General features: G+C 39.0%; 22 protein-coding genes and 2 pseudogenes. 2 read left to right on the top strand and 22 right to left on the bottom strand.

Translation table 11 applies throughout. The features are described 5' to 3' along the window. Nucleotides 1–49 precede the first annotated feature (49 nt). On the bottom strand, nt 50–1,426 hold the full coding sequence (locus ACQRBH_RS15830; RefSeq protein WP_427744353.1) for a phospholipase D-like domain-containing protein: 1,377 nt from the start codon (nt 1,424–1,426) through the stop codon (nt 50–52). 70 nt (nt 1,427–1,496) lie between these two features. On the opposite strand from ACQRBH_RS15830, the gene ACQRBH_RS15825 reads away from it, so the two are divergent. Beyond that, nucleotides 1,497–2,060 (top strand): TetR/AcrR family transcriptional regulator, encoded by a 564-nt coding sequence (locus ACQRBH_RS15825; protein ID WP_427744351.1) that lies wholly within the window; start codon nt 1,497–1,499, stop codon nt 2,058–2,060. A 42-nt stretch (nt 2,061–2,102) separates the two neighbouring features. Here ACQRBH_RS15825 and cls read toward each other — a convergent pair whose 3' ends face one another. The 15 genes and pseudogenes from cls to ACQRBH_RS15750 form a co-directional block, all read right to left on the bottom strand. Next, nucleotides 2,103–3,635, bottom strand: coding sequence for a cardiolipin synthase (gene cls / locus ACQRBH_RS15820; protein WP_427744349.1), 1,533 nt, complete (start codon nt 3,633–3,635; stop codon nt 2,103–2,105). A gap of 17 nt (nt 3,636–3,652) precedes the next feature. Continuing rightward, nucleotides 3,653–4,516, bottom strand: a complete 864-nt coding sequence (locus tag ACQRBH_RS15815) for a DegV family protein (protein ID WP_227149307.1) — start codon at nt 4,514–4,516, stop codon at nt 3,653–3,655. Nucleotides 4,517–4,547: 31 nt separating this feature from the next. Next, nucleotides 4,548–5,741, bottom strand: a complete 1,194-nt coding sequence (gene metK, locus ACQRBH_RS15810; protein ID WP_227149306.1) for a methionine adenosyltransferase — start codon at nt 5,739–5,741, stop codon at nt 4,548–4,550. A gap of 72 nt (nt 5,742–5,813) precedes the next feature. Then, on the bottom strand, nt 5,814–7,169 hold the full coding sequence (locus ACQRBH_RS15805) for a radical SAM protein (RefSeq protein WP_087281273.1): 1,356 nt from the start codon (nt 7,167–7,169) through the stop codon (nt 5,814–5,816). A 56-nt stretch (nt 7,170–7,225) separates the two neighbouring features. After that, nucleotides 7,226–7,810 carry a DUF308 domain-containing protein gene (locus ACQRBH_RS15800; RefSeq protein WP_427762418.1) on the bottom strand — a complete coding sequence of 195 codons (585 nt, stop codon included), beginning with the start codon at nt 7,808–7,810 and terminating at the stop codon, nt 7,226–7,228. Nucleotides 7,811–8,048: 238 nt separating this feature from the next. Continuing rightward, nucleotides 8,049–9,824 carry an oleate hydratase gene (locus ACQRBH_RS15795; RefSeq protein WP_227149303.1) on the bottom strand — a complete coding sequence of 592 codons (1,776 nt, stop codon included), beginning with the start codon at nt 9,822–9,824 and terminating at the stop codon, nt 8,049–8,051. Between the two features lie 153 nt (nt 9,825–9,977). Continuing rightward, entirely contained in the window at nt 9,978–10,559 is a 582-nt protein-coding gene (locus ACQRBH_RS15790) for a TetR/AcrR family transcriptional regulator (RefSeq protein WP_427744344.1), read from the bottom strand. 148 nt (nt 10,560–10,707) lie between these two features. After that, on the bottom strand, nt 10,708–11,685 hold the full coding sequence (locus tag ACQRBH_RS15785) for an alpha/beta fold hydrolase (RefSeq protein WP_427762417.1): 978 nt from the start codon (nt 11,683–11,685) through the stop codon (nt 10,708–10,710). Nucleotides 11,686–12,372: 687 nt separating this feature from the next. After that, on the bottom strand, nt 12,373–12,684 hold the full coding sequence (locus ACQRBH_RS15780) for a hypothetical protein (protein WP_427744342.1): 312 nt from the start codon (nt 12,682–12,684) through the stop codon (nt 12,373–12,375). Nucleotides 12,685–12,698: 14 nt separating this feature from the next. Continuing rightward, nucleotides 12,699–13,631, bottom strand: coding sequence for a hypothetical protein (locus tag ACQRBH_RS15775; RefSeq protein WP_427744341.1), 933 nt, complete (start codon nt 13,629–13,631; stop codon nt 12,699–12,701). Between the two features lie 112 nt (nt 13,632–13,743). Continuing rightward, nucleotides 13,744–14,307 (bottom strand): rubrerythrin, encoded by a 564-nt coding sequence (gene rbr, locus ACQRBH_RS15770; RefSeq protein ID WP_427744366.1) that lies wholly within the window; start codon nt 14,305–14,307, stop codon nt 13,744–13,746. 18 nt (nt 14,308–14,325) lie between these two features. After that, nucleotides 14,326–14,895: pseudogene (locus tag ACQRBH_RS15765) on the bottom strand (4Fe-4S dicluster domain-containing protein); the annotation flags it as partial. A 2-nt stretch (nt 14,896–14,897) separates the two neighbouring features. After that, a complete protein-coding gene (locus ACQRBH_RS15760) occupies nt 14,898–15,029 on the bottom strand; it encodes a rubredoxin-like domain-containing protein (RefSeq protein ID WP_427744364.1) in 132 nt (43 codons plus the stop codon). 378 nt (nt 15,030–15,407) lie between these two features. Beyond that, nucleotides 15,408–15,560: pseudogene (locus ACQRBH_RS15755) on the bottom strand (rubredoxin); the annotation flags it as partial. A gap of 73 nt (nt 15,561–15,633) precedes the next feature. Beyond that, the gene (locus tag ACQRBH_RS15750) at nt 15,634–16,410 is read right to left on the bottom strand and encodes a DUF134 domain-containing protein (RefSeq protein WP_427744340.1); all 777 of its coding nucleotides are present in this window, start codon (nt 16,408–16,410) and stop codon (nt 15,634–15,636) included. 124 nt (nt 16,411–16,534) lie between these two features. On the opposite strand from ACQRBH_RS15750, the gene ACQRBH_RS15745 reads away from it, so the two are divergent. Next, nucleotides 16,535–17,194: a Crp/Fnr family transcriptional regulator gene (locus ACQRBH_RS15745; protein ID WP_427744339.1), complete on the top strand. Its 660-nt coding sequence runs from the start codon at nt 16,535–16,537 to the stop codon at nt 17,192–17,194. 47 nt (nt 17,195–17,241) lie between these two features. Here ACQRBH_RS15745 and ACQRBH_RS15740 read toward each other — a convergent pair whose 3' ends face one another. The 6 genes from ACQRBH_RS15740 to ACQRBH_RS15715 all read right to left on the bottom strand — a co-directional run. Beyond that, the gene (locus tag ACQRBH_RS15740) at nt 17,242–18,933 is read right to left on the bottom strand and encodes an FAD-dependent oxidoreductase (RefSeq protein ID WP_427762416.1); all 1,692 of its coding nucleotides are present in this window, start codon (nt 18,931–18,933) and stop codon (nt 17,242–17,244) included. A 1-nt stretch (nt 18,934) separates the two neighbouring features. Continuing rightward, nucleotides 18,935–19,255, bottom strand: coding sequence for a rhodanese-like domain-containing protein (locus ACQRBH_RS15735; protein WP_291235503.1), 321 nt, complete (start codon nt 19,253–19,255; stop codon nt 18,935–18,937). 14 nt (nt 19,256–19,269) lie between these two features. Beyond that, nucleotides 19,270–19,575 (bottom strand): thioredoxin, encoded by a 306-nt coding sequence (gene trxA / locus ACQRBH_RS15730; RefSeq protein ID WP_291235502.1) that lies wholly within the window; start codon nt 19,573–19,575, stop codon nt 19,270–19,272. Between the two features lie 68 nt (nt 19,576–19,643). Then, nucleotides 19,644–20,033, bottom strand: a complete 390-nt coding sequence (locus ACQRBH_RS15725; RefSeq protein WP_320810552.1) for a rhodanese-like domain-containing protein — start codon at nt 20,031–20,033, stop codon at nt 19,644–19,646. Between the two features lie 244 nt (nt 20,034–20,277). Beyond that, nucleotides 20,278–20,379, bottom strand: coding sequence for a hypothetical protein (locus ACQRBH_RS15720; RefSeq protein ID WP_320810556.1), 102 nt, complete (start codon nt 20,377–20,379; stop codon nt 20,278–20,280). Between the two features lie 90 nt (nt 20,380–20,469). Then, on the bottom strand, nt 20,470–20,654 hold a 185-nt coding region (locus ACQRBH_RS15715), incomplete at its 5' end, for a helix-turn-helix transcriptional regulator (protein ID WP_427762414.1).

Here is a 20,654-nt window from a genome sequence, read left to right as displayed (position 1 = left end):
GTTTTAGTAAACTCTCACATTCATCAATAATATTTACTATTTCTGCTTTTTATAGCAAATGTCGAAACGGAATAATTAAAATGCGCAGGATTCCATAAAAAATCCTTTTTCCTACACTCTGTTCTATTATTTGATAATTTTCTCCATCAATAATCGTTCCGTCCGGAGCAACTTGTCTACTTTTCAGTTTCAATTTCTCTGTATGTCCACGGAGAGTTTCATTAAGTTCCTTGCATTCTATAAACAGCATCATTTCTGTATCAAGATACACACTCCTCATATCAAGATTGCAGGATCCTACTATACTGAGCGTATCTCCTGCCAATACAGTCTTTGTATGTAATGCCTGCGCTCCTAGATATTCATAAACATAACTTCCTGTCTGTCTCACATTTTTCTTCTGATTCAAATAATCCGTACATCCGAAAGGATTGGCACCACTTTCTACCGCATTGATTATCAACTCTGTCTTCACACTTTTCGAACATATTGCTTTCAAATCACCATACATTTTCTGATTGCATATAACATAAGGGGTTTGTATCACAATGTTGTCCGCTTCTTTCATCTTATTTACCATCCTGTCCCAAACCTGTGGCTGTTTATTATACGGATCTAAAGGGTTGGTGCAAAGTTCAATACTTTCTGTCTCAATCGTTTCTTCAAACCAATCGATTTCACAAAAAGCTTCTGGATATTTTTCTCTGACTTCCTGATAGTGTTCTCTTAATCTGCCATTAATTCCTTCATGTTTTCCAGACATTCTACAGCAGGAAAGATTCCATATATTTTTGAAATAATCTTGAATCTGATTGTAAGAATTACCCTCACCCGGAACCGTTTCATAGACCAGAATATCCCTATCCTCATTATATGAGTCGATATAATTACCAAGAAATAAATCATCTGTGTTTCTTCCGCCAAGGATATATGCAAAATCATCTGCAATCAAATATTTGTCATGCATTCTGTAATTATTTTTCCACGGTTTTATCAGCGTAATAGGATTGTATAGCTTAACCTCCACATTTTCATGCGACGTAAGTTCCCGAAAATTTCTACTTCCTCTCAAATATAATGTTCCATTTATGCCATCAACTAATATCTGAACCTTTACACCTCTATCTGCAGCATTTAATAGTGCAGCCATCATATCCTGACCACTGTTATCGTCACGAAAATCAAAAGTTGCAAGCACGATATTTTCTTTTGCCGATTCGATTAAACGGAGCCGCCACACCAACGCATCCACATTATTTTCTATATTTAATATCCTCTCCTGTCCAGCCATATTTAACGCCCTTTCACACTCTCTGTTTTCTTCATCAGCTCGTTTGTGATACAGCGGCGGGATCACCAGACATACTATCAAATAAAAGAACCATATTCTCAAAATACCTTTTATCATCTTTCCGAATTTTTTCATTATTCTACACCATTGTATCCTTCGACATTTTATGCTACGATATAAAAAAACAAAAAGCGAGTTGATATATATGAACCATACAAAATCTGCCATCATAGATGCTTTCTGGCAGTTGTTGGAAGAACGTCCCTACACCAAGATTACTGTAAGGGATATCGTAGAACTCTGCCAAGTCAATCGGAACACCTTTTACTATCATTTTCATGACATTCCTGAGCTTCTGGAAACTACGATAAAATCTGATGTAGATCAAATCATCCAGACTAACGGACATTTTGGTTCACCGGCGGATTGCTTGATTCCAATTGTTGAGCGTTGCTTAAAACGTAAAAAAGCCATGCTCCATATATACCGTTCTGTGAAACGAGATATATTCCAAAGCGAATTAGAAAGAATCATACTCTACACAGTAACTCAATATGTACATACTGTTACCAAAGATTTGAATATTCCTTCTGAAGATAAAACTATCCTAATACAGTACTATAAATGTTGCCTTCTTGGATACACATTAGATTGGCTGGACAAAAACATGAACTTTGACCTTTTGAAGTCAGTTACTCGTATTACTGATTTGATTGGAGATTCTTTGAAGCAGGCATTTCTTGAATTGTCCGAATCTTCAAGGACATAATACCCGATTAGATTGAGCACCGCTTCAACTTGACGGTGCTCTTTACATTAGTGGGGCAAATATTCTCAAGATTTCCTGAAATACCCTTATTGGCAACCTTTCTATACACTCTTCTAATGTAATCTGCGTGCACTCATTCAATGTATCAAAATAATCTTTTTTAATTTGTAATACTGCCTTACTGTTATACATCCATACTCCACATTCGAAATGCAGATAGAGGCTTCTAAAATCTAAATTCGTTGTTCCTACAGTCGCTATCTGGTCATCGGAAACAAATATTTTAGAATGCATAAATCCTTTTGAATATTCATATATTTTCACACCACCATATATCAATTCCCTGTAAAATGATCGTGTAGTCAAATGAATCAAGGCCTTGTCATAAATATGAGGAGTGATAATCCGCACATCTACACCGCTTTTAGCCGCTAAGCACAATGCAGATACCATGCTGTCATCGACAATCAAATATGGCGTACAGATATAGACATAATCCTTAGCATTATTTATAATCTGAAGATATACATGTTCTCCCACGTTTTCATTATCCACAGGACTATCCGAATAGGGTTGTACAAATCCATCTGATTCTATTCTTTCATCTACTTCATTTTTTGGGAAAAAGCACTCTATGTCATCTGGTATTCCACAACATAATTCCCACATTTCCAAAAACATTAATGTCAAACTCCATGCAGCTTTCCCTTTGATTTGTATAACTGCATCTTTCCAATACCCATGTTTTTCATAAGTATTGATGTACTCATCAGACAGATTTAAGCCTCCAGTAAAAGCAACCTTCCCATCAATTACAGTAATTTTCCTATGATCCCGATTATTCTGAATAGCCGTAAGAACAGGACGAAATGGATTAAACACTTCACATTTAATACCAATATTTTTCAATTGCATCGCATAGTCTTTCGGTAGTGCGAGAAAACATCCAATATCATCATAAATAACTCGCACCTCAACACCTTGAGAAACCTTTTCTTTCAAAATATCCAAAATAGACTGCCACATCAATCCTTCTTTTATAATAAAGTATTCTATAAAAATATATTTTTGTGCCTTTTTCAATTCCTCCAGGAAAATAGGAAAAAATTTCTCTCCCGGCGAAAGGTACTCAGTCTGGGTATCATCATAAACAGGAAAACCAGCATACTTTAGATACCGGATCTGTGGTATATGAGCAGGAGCCTCATAATATGCAGATTTTTCTGCACTTCCAGGTAATTCATAAAGGGTTCTGTTCTTTTGTCCGATCTGAAATATTTTCTGTTCAAATTTTCTTGTAGATGCCTGAAAATTATATAAGATATACAACAGACTTCCAAACAACGGAAACAATAAAATCAAAAAAATCCAGATTACTTTATTGGCCCCTTTGTCCTTTTTAGAAATGATATAAAGGACAAGAAACCCACTGATTATATGAACAACGCTTCGTAATACTTGTGCAATAAAGCTTTCATTTTGAAAAATAAAGAACAAAAAGCAAAGTTGTAAAATCAACAAGAATAATACTTGTACTCGTCTCAAGAGCAATGCTCTAAACCATGAACGCTTCATTTGATTCCCCACTTATTCTAAATTCTTATTTTTCTACTTATCCCCATACCGAAAGCCCCTGGTCCTACATGACAGCTGATACTGAAAGTCAGCGGATCGTATTTAACATCTTCCCAAGGAAACATCTCTTGGGCCATTTCCATCCATTCCTGATGTTCTTCTTTTTTTCCGAAGCTCCCTGCGACGCCAACATATATCTCATCACTATTTTTATGAAATTCATCTGCAATTGTTTTCATTTCCATAAGCAGACGCTTTTTACAGCTTTTTGTTCCACGCACTTTTGCATAGGCATCTAAACGTTCCCCGGCAATTACAAGCAGTGGTTTTATACTTAACAATGTGCCCATGGCAGCTCCCGCCGGAGTGACACGTCCTCCCATTTTCAAATATTCTAAGGTTTCCACGCCTACATAGACAATGGATTCATAAGCAGTTTGTTCTAAGGCTTCTTTTATTTCTTTTGCAGAACACCCTTTTTCTTTCAACATCAGTGCATCCAACACGGACTGCCTCTGGGTGACAGAAATGCGATGATTATCAACCACCTGTACTTTTTCTTCATAATCCTGTGCCAGTACCTGAGCTGTTTGACAGGAACCACTAAGTCCGCTGGACATTGGAATATATACAAGCTCATCATATTCGGATAAGAGCAGTTTATCCCACATGTCTAAAACTTCTGCTGGTGAAGGCTGAGAACTAAAAACTTCTCTTTTTTCCTCAAGGCATTGATAAAACTCCTCATGAGTTAAATCAATGCCTTCATAGTATGTTTTCCCTTCCAGAATCACCGGCATTGGAATGACATGGACACCTAGAATCTTTCCTTCTTCTTCAAAGATCCCACTGTTGCTGTCTGTTACAATCGCAACGTTCATCTCATAATCCTCCTGTGCCATTTTTATACTATTACAAATATTTCTTTAATTCATTTACTTTATCCAGCCTTTCCCATGGAAGATCCAAATCTTCTCTTCCAAAATGTCCATAAGCAGCTGTCTGTCTGTAAATAGGTCTTCTTAAAGTCAATTCTTTGATAATACCAGCTGGGCGGAAATCAAAGTTCTCTCTTACAATCTCCGTAATTCTCTCATCTGAAAGTTTTCCTGTTCCAAACGTGTCCACCATAATTGAGGTGGGCTGTGCTACACCAATAGCATAGGAAAGCTGCACCTCACATTTTTCAGCCAACCCTGACGCTACAATGTTTTTTGCCGCATAACGGGCCGCATATGATGCTGAGCGATCTACCTTAGTACAGTCCTTTCCCGAAAAAGCTCCACCACCATGCCGCGCATATCCTCCATATGTATCTACAATAATCTTACGGCCTGTCAATCCACTGTCTCCATGCGGTCCACCTATTACAAAACGGCCTGTTGGATTGATATAGAATTTTGTATTCTCGTCCACCATTCCACCAGGCAGGATTTCGTCAAACACATATTTTTTAATATCCAACTGAATCTGTTCCTGTGTTATTTCCGGATCATGCTGTGTAGAAAGCACTACGGCATCCAGTCTGAGTGGTTTGTCCTTTTCATCATATTCTACAGTTACCTGGGTTTTTCCATCTGGTCTCAAATATGGAAGTACTCCTTCTTTTCGTACTTTTGTCAGCTGCAATGCCAGCTTATGTGCAAGCTCAATGGGATAGGGCATATACGTCTTAGTCTCATTCGTCGCATATCCAAACATCATCCCCTGATCTCCGGCTCCGATGGCTTCAATCTCTTCATCCGACAAATTATGTTCTTTTGCCTCAAGAGCCTTATCCACACCCATTGCTATATCTGCCGACTGTTCATCAATGGCTGTTAACACACCACAGGTATCTGCATCAAAACCATACTCTGCATTTGTATATCCAATTTCCCTGATTGTATCTCGAACCACCTTCTGGATATCTACATATGCATTGGAAGTAATTTCTCCCATTACCATAACAAGACCCGTAGTCGTTACCGTCTCACACGCCACCCGGCTCATAGGATCCTGCTTCAACAATTCATCCAGCACGGCATCTGAAATAGCATCACACATTTTATCTGGATGCCCTTCTGTGACAGACTCCGATGTAAAAAATCGTTTACTTTTATTCATTTTTCATTTCCTTTCATCTTTTTTCCGATTACCTGAATAAATACTTTGATATTCAAATTCATAGTTGTTTCTTTAATTTGCGATTCCCTTTTTCGCTCTGTTCTCTTTCCAAAGTTCATCTGCAACTGGCTTCCAATTCTTCGCATACTGGTCACATTTTGCACAAAGATGTTCTGCTGTTTCTGGAGATTGAAGATCTGTTGAGTGAGCTCCTGATTTTTCAACCATTGCGCGAAGCTTGTCAGGATTTTCCAGCATAGGACACGGACGAAGCATATTATCATTAAATGGCTGATTATCATGGTAAGCCATCATCATCGGTGACTGCAGTGCTTCCAGAAGCGTCTTTTCCCGAATATTAGAATCTGAATAATGGATAAATACGCAAGGATCGATATCACCGTTAGCATTAATATGTAAGTAGCGATGACCACCAGCGATACATCCGCCAACATATTCTGCATCATTCTGAAAATCCAGTGCAAATAATGGCTTTGTGGCACGATAACGACGGATTTTCTCATAAACTCCGGTACGCTGCTGCGGTGTAGGCATCAACTCTGGAACAGCATCGTTTCCTACCGGCATATAATGGAAATACCATACAAAATAGGCACCCATTTCAATCAATGTATCATAGAATTCCTCTGATGTAATTGAATCATAATTGGCACTGGTATAGCAGCAAGAGATTCCATAAATCAGTTTCTTTCTTCTGAGAAGTTCCATGGCTTTACGTACTTTCTGATATACACCAGCTCCACGTCGTCCATCAGTTGCCTCTTCAAATCCTTCCAGAGAAATGGCTGGTACAAAATTACCTACACGGAGCATTTCATCCGCAAATTCTTCGTCAATCAATGTTGAATTTGTAAAGCAAAGGAATACGCAATCCGAATGCTTTTCACAGATCCGAATCAAGTCTTTTTTACGAACCAGCGGCTCCCCACCAGTGTAAATGTACAAATAAACGCCCAATTCTTTTCCCTGGCAGATAATATCATCAATCTCATCATAAGTAAGATTTAATTTGTGTCCATATTCCGCTGCCCAACAACCCGTACAGTGCAGATTACAGGCCGATGTGGGATCCAGAAGGATAGCCCATGGAATATTACAGTTATACTTCTTTCTCAGTTCTTCTTCCTTTTTCCAGCCAACCAGACTGGCATTAATAAAAAGATTCACGGCAAGTGTCTTAGTCACATTGGGATCTACCTCTTTAAAAAGACGGCGGATATAGCTATAATAAGGATGTTCCGGATCTGTAATTGCTTCCCGAATAATTTTTCTCTGAGAAATAAATTCACCATCAGCAAATTTGTCCGCCCAGTCCATCATCTTCGGCATATGCTTATCCGGATCCTTGTAAATATAATTGAATGTCTGCTCAATTCCCAGTTTCTTTAAAGTATTTGATGCGTTCATAATAGAGTTCCTCCTAAGATTTTATATTTGTTAATAATAAATTTTACTTAAACATGCTATTCTTCCCAGTCAGTATCTTCCTCGTTCTTTTCCTGTCCTTGGATTTGTTTTGCAATCTTCACCGTCTCCTTGACCGTGAGATGGTTCATGAGACCTTCTGCAAAGAAACCGCATCCAATAATGACATGACTGATTTGACTTTCTTGAAACGGCTTTATTATAATTAAGATACCAAAAGTAGCTACAATGATGGAAAGTGTCAATATCCATTTCCATATTTCAAGTCCAAATACTTTTGCGTCTTTTGCAGTCTGAACTTTTAATACAGCATCAAGCAAAATCAACAATCCAAGTCCTGGTGAAAGATATGAACGGATACGCAAATTGCATCCAAGCACTATCACACCAAGCACTATCAGGAATATTCCACAAGCCAGATCATATTGGAAAGCCAGATCATACAAATCATTTGAAAGATATCCAATAATCTTAACAATTCCATAAGCAACTAAGATGATGCCCCCTGTGATACATAGCACCAGTGGGGATATAGATGGTATTGTCATACATACGATTCCAACTATATAGAAAATAATTGAAATCAAAACATACCCATCTCTTGCCATACGAATCTTTTTCAATATTTTCACCTCCATTCTCTTTTTCTGCCTAAATTCTACATATTATTTCATTCTTCTTCTATGGGCAAACATCTTCTATTTATCCAAAAACTAGGCAAACTTAACATGTTTGTCTGGATTCATTCAAAGTCCAAGATCAATAAAAGCTTCCCATTGCCGACATAAATTTCGACAACGGGAAGCTTTTGCTTATTTGTTTATCATGGAAAAGAATATGATTATTTCAATTTTTTCAAACTCAAATAACATGATATTCTTTCAGCAGTTTTTCCACATCTGTGTTTTTGATAAAGTCTAAAGCCTTTTTAACAGCAATCTTTTCCTTGATTCCCAGCTTCATCTCAGTCAGTGGTTCTCCATCACGCAATTTGACAGTCGCATTCAAAAGATCCCTCACATCATATGTGCTGCCCCAAACCTCCGGAACTCCACGGTCTACATTAAGCAAGGTATAAACAGCCTCCATACCGGTACGCATGGAATACTCTGTTGTAAAAATAGTATCCCTTGCGGTCTCGGCAAACTGCCCAATAAATGCAAAGTTTACTGCTCCATCAGGCACAACTTTTGGACGATCCGTATCATTACGAGGCATGAAAAAGGCATCAATATAAGGCATCATGACCGGAACTGTGTTTGCACTGTTCTCAGCCAGTTCTTCGATCTCGTTTTCCGGCACACCAATATGGTACAGCCATTCCATACAGATCTCTTTTCCTGTACAATCTCTCATTGGCTTTTTGACATAGTCACCAGGTTTGTCATTAAAGAGCGCATATACCCAAACGAGACAATGGTCTTTTGGCTGGGAACGGAACTGTGGCTGACGGTTAATCGTCCAACTCAAAAGCCAGCTGGAATCTTTTACAGATACAATACCGCCAGTGACCACTTTACCAGTAAACGGATCTCGTTTGCAGATATTTGTGATATATGGAATAATTCTTTGATCCAGTGTCTCCACAGTGGCACTCATCCAGTTACACAGCTCACTGTCATAACAGAATTTATCAGGGTTTCCAAAGTCAGGACTCTGGGCGGCAATACGTCTCCACATATCCCATCCGCCACCTGGCTTGATTTCCGGATTATATGGAGCCGGCGTATTCTGGGATCCCATTGCAGAGTTTTCCACACATCCACCATTTGTGATGAACACAAGATCATCCTCTGTGAGGTCTACGAAACGTGTTTCACCTTCCGCCTCAAGTTCAATACGGGTAGCCTGCTTTCTGTTGGATGTAACATCAAACTCAACATTTACAACCTTTGTATTATAGTGGAATACGACACCGGCATTTTCCAGATATTTTACCATCGGAAGGATCATACTCTCATACTGATTATATTTTGTAAAACGCAGAGCCGTGAAGTCAGGAAGACCTCCGATATGGTGGATATAGCGCTTAATATAACGCTTCATTTCCAGTGCACTGTGCCAGTTTTCAAACGCAAACATCGTCCGCCAGTACAGCCAGAAATTTGAATCAAATACCTCGTCGTCAAAATATTCATCGATACGTTTATCATACAATTCTTCATCCGGAGTGAAGAACAGCCTCATGATCTCCATCTGTGCTTTGTCTGAAACTGCAAATTTCTTATCTGTATGTGCATCCTGTCCCCGGTTGACAGTCGCACGGCAAAGAGAGTAATTCGGATCTTCTTTATTGAGCCAATAATACTCATCCAGTACACTGACTCCCTCAGTTTCAATAGATGGGATAGAACGGAACAAATCCCACATAACTTCAAAATGGTTATCCATTTCACGTCCGCCACGCATTACATAACCTACACCCGGATATTCAAACCCATCACAGGCACCACCAGGAATCGGATCTTTTTCAAAAATGTGTATACGTTCACCTTTCATCTGACCATCACGGACAAGGTAACATGCGGCTGAAAGTGCTGCCAGCCCTGTACCAATAATATAAGCTGACTTGTGATCTACTCCTTCTGGTTTCTTCGGATGAGCAAAAGCTTCATAGTTTCCACTTGAATAATACATAATCATACCTCCTGAATTTCAATTCGTTATATATGTTTTTCAATTACATCCTCAATATACATTGAATGATAACTACTCACAATCAACAGAATAGCCCCATCATCGAATTCTTCGATGACAGGGCTATATTGTTGTTTTTTTCGACAAACTTCATCATTTGCTGATATTATCATATGGCTTATCAATCCGGCATTTTTCAAGCATACGAATGATATCTCCCTCTATTAAATTACTCAGTCTGAAAATCATCTTTTCCGGTGACGGTTTCATGTCCTTCCGTATCCAGTCCAGCATCATACCCACAAAAGCATACTTGTAAAAATCGGCAATAAATTTTTTATCCTCCTCCCTGACACTCATGCCTTGTGCGCATTCTTCAACAACATTAATAATCAATTGATAAACAACCCTGTACAGATATTGAATAATCTGTTCCTGACTGACATGACGGTAAACATTAAGTATAAAAGGCTTGTTTTCTTCTACGGCATGAAAAATATTCAGAAATCCCTGTTCCCATGTATCATATGTAGTATTTCCATTTGCTGCTATGCGGGAATCCTCCTCACAGGACCATTCAATGAGGTCATAAATATCTTTGAAATGATAATAAAAAGTTGCACGGTTGACACCGCAGTCTTCTGTAATATCACTAATTGTAATTTTGGTAACCGGCTTTTTCAGTAACATCTTTTTGAGAGATGCCTCTAATGCTCTTTTTGTAATATCCGACACTTATCAATCCCTCCTGTTCTGTATATCATTCCATTCGTTTGAAAATTATTATACACTAACTCACATATTTCCCACAATGAACAAAAAATAAAGCACTGAAACTTCCTAAAACCAAAAAAATTCAGTACTTTATTGTAGATAAATCAAATTACAAATGACAAATCAGCCAATGCCTGATATCGTCATAAACGTCTTCTTTGTCTGTCTCATTGATCAATTCATGTCTGTCATTTTTATAAAGTTTTATCGAAATATCCTTAATTCCTGCTTTTTTGTAGATTTCATAAACATGTTTAACTGCTTTTCCATAATTACCAACAGGGTCTTCTTCTCCTGCAATCAAAAACACAGGAAGGTCCTTCGGGATTTTTGCAATATTATCTGAATTCTGTATGAATGACAGCACGTCCAATAAAGTACGGTATCCATTTACCGTAAAAGAATATGTACAATACTTATCCGTATTATATTTATCAACAATAGTTTCATCCTTTGTAAGCCAATCATTTGATGTCCTGACGTTTGGAATATGATCATTAAATTTGCTGAAAAACATATTTTTCAGCATCTTGGATCTATAGCGGTCTCCCTTAAAGAATTTAGTCAGCGATACCATTATTTTACCAGCTTTCAGTACACTTCCAGACTGGTTGCCTGTTCCGGAAATAATCACTCCATCCAACTCATTTCCATATGTCATTATATAGCGCCTTGCCATAAATGACCCCATACTGTGTCCAAACAAGAAGTAAGGAACATTAGGGTAATTTTTCTTTGCAAAACGGGTTACTTCATATAAATCTGCAACGACAGTTTCACTCATGTTGCTTGGACAAAAATACCCCAAATTGTCATCTGTTTTTGCCGTTTCTCCATGACCAAGATGGTCATTCCCAATTACAAGAATACCCTGTCTGTTTAGGTATCTGGCGAATTGATCATATCGTTTAATATATTCAATCATTCCATGTGAAATCTGGACAATTCCAATTACTGGCATATTTGGCTCCCAAATAACAACGTGCAGATGATTTTTTCCATCCGTGGATGGCAAATAAAATTCCTTCATTATACTACCTCCTAGTATTCTTATCTCCAGAAATATACTTTTAAATTCTATATACATTATTTCAAGTATCCTCTATTTCAGCATATCAGATATCCTCTCAACGACAATAGGCAAACACCTTTGCTATATTAAAAATATGGACATTCATACAAGGTATGTCTAATAATTTTTAAATTATTGTTTCATGAATCTTCGCCATAACAAATAAACTACTAAAAATTGCCTTTAAATATGAGGGGAGAAACATTCATCATTTGAAACATTTCTCCCCTGTAGTGTTTTCCCTGCAATATGAACTATAGAACTCTTCTTGCTCTTCAGTACTTATGCAAGCCATAGAAACAATCAGAAATACAACCAATATTGTTTTTTCTATTCTTCTCACATAGTTCCTTCCGGACATAAGAAACCGGCAGGTATTTCACTGCCGGAAAATATTGGTTATAAACCATAATTTAAAATGTGGTCAGTCAGATGACTGGTAGTTCTTATTTAACATCGGACATTCCTCTAACATTTTCTGTTATACTGTAACAAATCTTCCTTTGAATGATGTGTAGCAATAGCTACCTCAATCACTATATCAAAGTTGGTCAGCTGTCGAAATGCGTGATCAGCTCTAGTGAAATGGGTGGTCAGCCGTTAGCGAAACGAGCGGTCAGTTCAGCCAAAATTTGCAAAGATAAGAAAAAGGGCAAAAAGAAACCTCCGTATAAATCAAATCATACGAAGGTAATATACGCTTTATACTCTGTTGTCACTTAAAGAAATAATCTTTTCCGAAAGTTGTCTTATTTCTGACTGCTTTACTTTCAAATCCTTTGATTGTGTTTCTTCTTCAGAGAGAGACGCATACAAATGAATGGTATTTGCTGCATCCCATATCTCCTGACAAGTCTTTTTCTGTCTGTTCAACTTTTCCCCAATATTATTCACATTCTGTTGTAATTTATCTATTTGTTTTTCCTGTATTTTACAAATCCTGTTTTTTTTATAAAGATCTATGAAAACAAATAAAAGAAGTATGGCAAATAAAACTGATAGAATAATCTGCATCACATGACTCTCCTTTACATCAAATACAGTTTTACTGCATTTCGTAAGACTTCCGGCTGTATCGGAAAACTAAGAACTGTAAGTTTTCCATCTGTTTTTTGGATCTGATAGTCTTTTTCAATATCACGTGTCAGTATAATGACTGGTCTGTTTATTCCTGATCTCCAAGGTTGATCTTGTTGTTCCATCATTTCTTCTGTAACAATCCAGATGGCGGGTTTTCGTTTTCCTAGATTTTTTCGTGCTTCTTCTGCCGCCTGGCAAATTAAGATCTGCGTGGAAATCTGTTTTAATGTCATACTTAATCCATTTGCATACATCGGCTTGCTACACATAACAACAATCAGAGGATTGGATCTAAATTCCTTTTTCGTTTGGATAAAATCCAATACCGGAGTATTGTATAGACTAAAATCTTTTTCTTTATTTACATCATAATAATACTTTTTTGCAGCACGGCACATACGTAGACAGAACTGTTCAATGTCAATCCGAATATCTGTTAATCCATTCTGCACATTGGATTCATCTAACTGACAGACAGATGTTCCACAATTAATTCCAAGATGAAAGTGTATGGAGCTTTCTGTTACATCATTCAAAAATCCTTTATTTTGGTGCAGATATTCACATCGAAGTTGCCAGCACCGTTCCCCACAAATATAAGGAACTGGGTCTTTTGATGATACCTTAAAAAAATCGCCAGCATATTCATCAAACCATCTGATATACTGTCCGCCTACATCACGTGTCGGATTCTTCTGCCGATCCAACATCACCCGGCCATCCCGATATCTTTTCACAATGTCAGGAAATGCAATCCCTCCACAAATGTCTGGAAGGGTCAACGCAAGTGCCAGCGCAGACTGCCATCTTTCATCTTTAATATTCAGTTCAACTTCCTCGATACGGTTCAGAAACGTAAAGCTGACATCTCCTCGCTTCATCGTATGTCCCCCCTTAACAAAATTCACCTGCCGGAATAACCCGGCAGGTGACAAAATCATGCTCTTATGCTTTCATCATCTAAAGGCCAATATTATGCCTCTTCGCATATTATTAATAATTCTCTTTTCTCACTTCAAAGAAGCTCTGCGGATGTTTACATACAGGGCATACTTCCGGTGCTTTTGTACCAGTTACAAGATGTCCGCAATTGCGGCATTCCCACATAACAATACCAGCTTTTTCAAATACCTGTTTCGCTTCTACGTTATGAAGAAGTGCACGATATCTCTCTTCATGTGCTTTTTCAATGGCTCCAACACCTCTGAACTGCTCTGCAAGTTCATGGAACCCTTCTTCATCAGCTTCTTTCGCCATACGGTCATACATATCGGTCCATTCAAAATTTTCACCCTCTGCTGCATGGAGAAGATTTTCAGCTGTATCGCCTAATTCCCCAAGCGCTTTGAACCATAATTTTGCATGCTCTTTTTCGTTTTCAGCTGTCTGTAAAAATAATGCTGCAATCTGCTCATATCCGGCTTTCTTAGCAACAGATGCAAAATATGTATATTTATTACGAGCCTGAGATTCTCCGGCAAATGCTTCCCAGAGATTTTTTTCTGTTTTAGAACCGGCAAATGGATTCTTTGCTTCTGCAACAGGTGTTTCTTCTATTTTTACAAATTTGTCTGCTCCCTGTTTGCATACCGGACATTTAAAATCTTCTGTCATAGGTCCTTCATGAACATAACCACATACTGTACATTTCCATTTTTCCATTTTTAATTCCTCCGTTTTCTCGTTAAAATGAATTGATTTTAATAAAAATTCCACTTCTTCCTGTGGAATATCCGGATAGCTCCTGATTACATCCAGAAATTGTTTTGTATTGCCGCTTTGCGGCAACATGAATCCTGCTTCCCTGCACAGATCTTCTGCCATTAAACGGCTTGACTTTTCAACTGCCACACTTAAAGCATCCGGTAATTCTGCTGCTATGCATTCAGCCTGTGCTTTACTCTGAATTAATCCTCGAAGTGCTTCTACCACATGATCTTCTTTCTTCTGCTGAGGTGGGCAATTCTTTGGCACCATTGATATTGCGGAAGAAGGACAGGCATCTGCACAAGCCCCGCAGCCAATACACTTATTTACATCAATGATACTGTTCTCTGTATCTGTTGCACCTGTAGGACAAACATACAGGCAAAGACAGTCCTTGGTACATAATCTAAGATTTCTAACCGCATATTTATCAGCCACTACTACGCCCTCCTTTCCATTTTTTCGAACTTCCAACTCGGAACTTTACATACCGGACAAAGCTCCGGAGCGGAATCTCCTACGTAAACAAACCCGCAAACCGTACAAACATATACACCAGTATTTTCCAGCATCTTCTCACCTTCTGCTTCATAACGGGATAAAAGGGATTTGAGCATGCGAGTTACTTTTTCGCTCCACACCTGGCATCTCAACGCTCCTCTGTCCGGTTTTTCGGAAGAAACAGAATTGCCATAGGGATATCCCACCGTGAGATCAGTTTCGATCAGATCCAGTAATTTCTGAACATTAGCTTCTTCTACCGGTTCCGCCTTGGATTTAAAAAAGTCAGCAAGTTTTTTAAATGCGTCAGCCTGATCCTGAAGATACTGTTTTTCACATCCTCTGGACAAATTAGAACATATAATACTCATTTCCATTGCAGATAATTCTTTTTCCACATGTGGTTTTTCTAATTTCTCCTGAGTTACAGTCTGACCCTCGTCCTTTTTCTCACGAAAAGCTTCTTTTCCTGCGCCGCACCATGGACACTTCCAGTTTTCCGGAAGTTCTTCCCATTTTGTTCCCGGGGCAATTCCCGCCTCCGGAATACCTTTTGCTTCGTCATATGTATACGAGCAAACAGAACATACCATTTGTTTCATCTGTTATCACACCTCCTTATTTGATTATAACAAACCACATATTTTCTTCCGTGATGTTATCACCAAATTAGTGTTACTCTCCACAATGATGTTCACCGCAGCCATGCTCTCCACAATTATGATTCTCTCCATGATGCTGATTATGGTGATTACACATTATGTTCGGGTTATATGCAAGATTTCCGTCAAGGAGAGCGGCGACTGCATCGTCTGAATTTCCGGACACACCTCCATAAAGCTTGATATTTGCTGCTTCCAGAGCTGCCTTGGCACCTCCACCGATACCACCGCAGATCAGAACATCTGCATTCAGCGCAGTCAGTATGCCAGCCAATGCACCATGGCCGCTGCCATTCGTATCTACAATCTTTGAATCGATGATCTTTCCTTCCTGCACATCATAGACCTTGAACTGTTCGGTATGACCGAAGTGCTGGAAAATCTGTCCTTTCTCATAAGTCACTGCCACTCTCATAATATGTTCTCCTTTTTCTATTTTATATTGCTGATAAACCATCTGTTTGAAACAGCCATGCTGACCGCAATTCGCACTCTGTCCGTTGCAAAGCCAGAAATCTCCGCCTTCGATCCGAAGCGGACGTCCATCTACAATAGCATCTGCCAGCTTTTTCCTCGCACTTTCGTAGATTCTCTGTACCGTTGTTCTTGCGATCTGCATAAAAGCCGCACATTGTTCCTGACTGAAACCTTGTTTATCAATCAGACGAATCGTTTCATACTCATCCACAGCCAAAATGACCGGTTCTCTTTCTGTTTTTATATCAACGGGCGAAAACTCCAATATCTGTGGAAAGTGGCAGACTTTTCTGCATTTCATAGGTCTTGGCATAAAACTCCCCCTTTGGAAAACCTTTTCTCACAGTATAAGCCGTTTTCGGGCATATGTCAACAATATATTTGACATATGCCCAAAACAAAGATATAATAATAAACAATGCAAGGAGGAATGGAACATGAAATTTGAAAACTATTTTCCCATATGGAATCAACTGACTGCAGATCAGAAAAATCGTACCCAGAAAGGGCTTATTACACGAAAAGTCGAGAAAGGAACCATCATTCATAATGGAAACATGGACTGTACCGGTCTTCTTCTTGTCAAGTCCGGACAGCTTCGTGCATATATTCTCTCTGATGAGGGGCGTGAGATTACCATTTATCGCCTGTTTGATAGAGATATGTGCCTGTTTTCCGCCTCCTGCATGATGCGTTCCATTCAGTTTGACGTGACCATTGAGGCAGAAAAGGATACCGAGTTTTGGATCATTCCGACCGAAATCTATAAAAGCATTATGGAAGAATCCGCACCCGTGGCAAATTATACCAATGAACTGATGGCTGCCCGTTTTTCTGATGTCATGTGGCTGATCGAGCAGATCATGTGGAAAAGCCTTGATAAAAGGGTTGCATCTTTTCTTCTGGAAGAATCTTCGATTGAAGAAAGTGATAAATTGAAACTGACTCATGAAGCCATTGCCAATCATCTGGGTACACACCGGGAAGTCATTACACGAATGCTCCGCTATTTTCAAAGCGAAGGCATGGTCAAACTGTCTCGTGGTACCGTAACGATTCTGAATAAAGAAAAATTAGAACATTTACAAAATGTATAAACGAATGCCCATCTTCAACCTTTAAACATTGAAGATGGGCATATATTTTACTGATCCATTCCGCAGGCAGTTGCTGTTTCAATGAGACACCGGTCATGCATCACCGCATCGTAAAAACGGAATCCTCCTGAGAAGTTATAGGCTTTATATCCGTTTCCTTCCAATATACGTGTTCCGATATAGCTTCTAAGTCCACTTTGACAGATCACATAAACGGGTTTATCTTTTTCAATCTCATCCAGACGTTCCCGAAGTTCATCTACCGGAATATTTTTGAATCCTTCGATATGACCATTGCCATATTCTCTGACAGTTCTCACGTCCAAAAGAGTCACACTTCCATCCCGAGGTAAAAGATCAACATCCTCCAGATGCCATTGTTTCAATATGCCTTTCGAAATATTGTCTATCATAAAACCAGCCATATTCACAGGATCCTTGGCAGAAGAATACGGTGGAGCATAGGCCAGATCCAGGTCTTTAAGCTCCGTAGCTTTCATTCCCGCATGAATCGCTGTAGCCAGTACATCGATCCGTTTGTCCACCCCTTCGTAGCCAACAATCTGAGCCCCCAGAAGACGATATGTTTCTTTTTCAAAAACAACTTTCATGGTCATCACCTTGCCTCCCGGATAATAACCGGCATGGCTCATAGGTGAAAGGATTACCGTATCTACATCGAGACCGGCTTTCCTTGCATTGGTTTCATTGATTCCTGTAGTCGCTGCTGTCATATCAAATACTTTAATGACAGAACTGCCCTGACTGCCCGGATATCTGCTGTCACCACCACAAATATTGTCCGCAATGATGCGTCCCTGTTTATTGGCAGGTCCTGCCAGAGAGATCAATGCTTCCTGCCCGGTCACATAATGTTTCACCTGTACTGCATCGCCGGCAGCAAAAATATCCGGTGCAGAAGTTTCCATCCGGTCATTTACGACAATACTGCCTTTGATTCCCAATTCCAGTCCTGCGTCTTTTGCAAGATGTGTATCCGGGGTAACGCCAATTGCCAGAACTACCATATCTGCATGCAGCGGCATCTCATCTTTCAACAAAATATCTATTCCGCCATCTTTTTCTTCAAATCCTTCTACCGTATGTCCCAAAGCAAGCTTCACTCCATGTTTCCGCATCTCACTGTGGATAAAAGAAGCCATATCTGCATCAAAAGGATTCATAAGCTGTTTTGGACGCTGGACAATGGTCACATCCATGCCAAGTTCCTTTAAGTTTTCTGCCAGTTCCAAGCCGATGAAACCACCACCGGCTAATACGGCAGACTTTGGCTGATTCTTGTTGATATACTCTTTGATATGGAAGGTATCCTCTACCGTACGGAGGGTAAATACTTTTTCAATTCCTACACCCGGAAGCCGTGGCTGTGTTGGTTTCGCACCCGGAGAGAGAATCAATTTATCATAGGATTCCTCAAATTCTTCACCGGTTTTCAAATTCCTTACCGAAATTGTTTTTTGATCCGGATGGATCGCAGTCACCTCATGGTGGACTTTCATATTGATTCGGAAGCGGGAAAAGAAACTTTCCGGTGTCTGAAGTGTCAGCTCCTCCGGATCTGTAATCACACCTCCAATATAATACGGCAGTCCACAATTTGCGTAGGATATATATCCCGAACGTTCAAATACCGTGATTTCTGCAGTTTCATCTAATCTGCGGATGCGTGCAGCTGCGGTTGCACCACCTGCCACACCGCCTACAATTAATACCTTCATCTTATCGTTCCACCTTTCCTATATAGGAAGAAATTCCTCCAATGTTAGTTACGTTTGAATATCCCATACGTTTCAACGTATTTACTGCCTGGCTGCTTCGGGAACCAGAATAGCAATAGACAAATAAAGGTGTCTCTTTTGTTGTGACCACTGATGTAACCTTATCTATCATCTGCAGTGGTACATTTTTACTTTTCGGAACATGTCCTTCTTTATATTCCTGGGGTGTACGCACATCCAGTAAAACAGCTCCTGAAACGGATTGATACTCTTTTATGCCCTCATTGATATCTTTTTGTTTGAACAGATCAAAAAATCCCATATTTATGACCCTCCTTACAGCATCGCAAGAATTGCGTTCTTGGGTTTTGCTCCCATAGATTGATTGACAATTTTTCCATCTTTGATAACAATCAGTGTAGGAATGCTCATAACGCGAAACTGGCTTGCAAGCTCCGGCTGCTCATCTACATTGATTTTTCCAATTTTGATATCAGAGCGTTCCCCTGCGATCTCTTCCAGGATTGGACCTACCATACGGCAGGGGCCACACCACGGAGCCCAGAAATCCAAAAGTACCGGTTTGTCGGAATTTATAATTTCATTCTGAAAATTGTTTCTAGTGATATTGATAACAGACATATGATCGTCCTCCTTTTTCTTTTATGATCTTACTATATCAAAATCATTTTTAATCTTCTGTGATGATGTTACGGTTCTGAAACAGTATCTCCTGTCCAGTCATTAATGCCGCCAATTTCTACAATATTCGTATATCCCAATTCTGCCAGTTTTCCAGAAGCCTGTTTGCTTCGGTTTCCACTGCGGCAGTACACCAGAATCAGCTGATCCTTGTCCGGCAGTTCCTGAATATCCTCTGAACCAATCGTTTCGTTTGGAATATTAATTGCATTGGGAATATGTCTTTCACGAAATTCTTCCGGTGTCCGGACATCCAGGATAATATAACCACTTTCTTCTTCCATCATGGTTACAGCCTCATCCATACTGATCTGACGATAACTGTTTTCCTGTTCATTGGATGCTGTGCAGCCTGCCAGAAATAATAAAAGCAATAAAAAGGGAATCCATCTTCTCATTATAGTTCCTCCTTGTCTTTATAATTGCAGTATACAGGATTTCTTCTTTTCTTTCTGTGATGACATCACAATTCGATAAATATGGATATCCTTTCCAGGTTTTTATAAAAGAAACCTCCGTATGAATAGAATCACACGAAGGTAATACATACATTATGCTATTGAAAAAATGTAAAACAATACTTTTAGAAATATAAAGACTGGAATTTTCTAATTTCTTTGTGTAAAGAAAATAGGAATAAAATTAGCAATTTCTGCTTTTCACTTTATTAATAATAGCTCTGATTCCCACTGTCATAAAAGATATCAAGACACAGAATATGCATAGAAATCCTGATGGTAACAGAAAGAAGTTTTCATGTTGTATTTCGCTCTTCTTGTTTCGCTTCCATCTTTAATTACTTTTTCCGTCATGTTGTTCATATGATTATCTCCTTTAATTAATTGATCCAGAGATCTGAAATACATTCGACATTAGAATCGACATTCCTATATCCGGAAGATTTTTATTATTCTCCCAATTGGAAACCGCCTGTCTGCTGACATTCAGTTTCATAGCAAACTGCTCTTGTGGTGACATGCTCCCACCACTTAACTTTGTTTGAAGTGGGGGCTTCTTAT

Source organism: Bariatricus sp. SGI.161 (assembly GCF_050313695.1).
In the GTDB taxonomy this organism is placed as follows: domain Bacteria; phylum Bacillota; class Clostridia; order Lachnospirales; family Lachnospiraceae; genus JAFBIX01.
Note: the sequence above shows the minus strand (reverse complement) of the source record. Positions and strands in the feature narration are given on the sequence as shown.

What these genes read in the sequence shown, in the direction of transcription:
- ACQRBH_RS15725 (WP_320810552.1), bottom strand. Translation starts at nt 20,033, where the DNA reads ATGAGAAGATGGATTCCCTTTTTATTGCTTTTATTATTTCTGGCAGGC.
- ACQRBH_RS15825 (WP_427744351.1), top strand. Translation starts at nt 1,497, where the DNA reads ATGAACCATACAAAATCTGCCATCATAGATGCTTTCTGGCAGTTGTTG.
- ACQRBH_RS15775 (WP_427744341.1), bottom strand. Translation starts at nt 13,631, where the DNA reads ATGAAGCGAGGAGATGTCAGCTTTACGTTTCTGAACCGTATCGAGGAA.
- ACQRBH_RS15815 (WP_227149307.1), bottom strand. Translation starts at nt 4,516, where the DNA reads ATGAACGTTGCGATTGTAACAGACAGCAACAGTGGGATCTTTGAAGAA.
- ACQRBH_RS15750 (WP_427744340.1), bottom strand. Translation starts at nt 16,410, where the DNA reads ATGCCAAGACCTATGAAATGCAGAAAAGTCTGCCACTTTCCACAGATA.
- ACQRBH_RS15830 (WP_427744353.1), bottom strand. Translation starts at nt 1,426, where the DNA reads ATGAAAAAATTCGGAAAGATGATAAAAGGTATTTTGAGAATATGGTTC.
- ACQRBH_RS15740 (WP_427762416.1), bottom strand. Translation starts at nt 18,933, where the DNA reads ATGAAGGTATTAATTGTAGGCGGTGTGGCAGGTGGTGCAACCGCAGCT.
- ACQRBH_RS15735 (WP_291235503.1), bottom strand. Translation starts at nt 19,255, where the DNA reads ATGGGATTTTTTGATCTGTTCAAACAAAAAGATATCAATGAGGGCATA.
- ACQRBH_RS15795 (WP_227149303.1), bottom strand. Translation starts at nt 9,824, where the DNA reads ATGTATTATTCAAGTGGAAACTATGAAGCTTTTGCTCATCCGAAGAAA.
- ACQRBH_RS15780 (WP_427744342.1), bottom strand. Translation starts at nt 12,684, where the DNA reads ATGCAGATTATTCTATCAGTTTTATTTGCCATACTTCTTTTATTTGTT.
- trxA (WP_291235502.1), bottom strand. Translation starts at nt 19,575, where the DNA reads ATGTCTGTTATCAATATCACTAGAAACAATTTTCAGAATGAAATTATA.
- ACQRBH_RS15760 (WP_427744364.1), bottom strand. Translation starts at nt 15,029, where the DNA reads ATGCTGGAAAATACTGGTGTATATGTTTGTACGGTTTGCGGGTTTGTT.
- ACQRBH_RS15745 (WP_427744339.1), top strand. Translation starts at nt 16,535, where the DNA reads ATGAAATTTGAAAACTATTTTCCCATATGGAATCAACTGACTGCAGAT.
- metK (WP_227149306.1), bottom strand. Translation starts at nt 5,741, where the DNA reads ATGAATAAAAGTAAACGATTTTTTACATCGGAGTCTGTCACAGAAGGG.
- cls (WP_427744349.1), bottom strand. Translation starts at nt 3,635, where the DNA reads ATGAAGCGTTCATGGTTTAGAGCATTGCTCTTGAGACGAGTACAAGTA.
- ACQRBH_RS15805 (WP_087281273.1), bottom strand. Translation starts at nt 7,169, where the DNA reads ATGAACGCATCAAATACTTTAAAGAAACTGGGAATTGAGCAGACATTC.
- ACQRBH_RS15785 (WP_427762417.1), bottom strand. Translation starts at nt 11,685, where the DNA reads ATGTATATAGAATTTAAAAGTATATTTCTGGAGATAAGAATACTAGGA.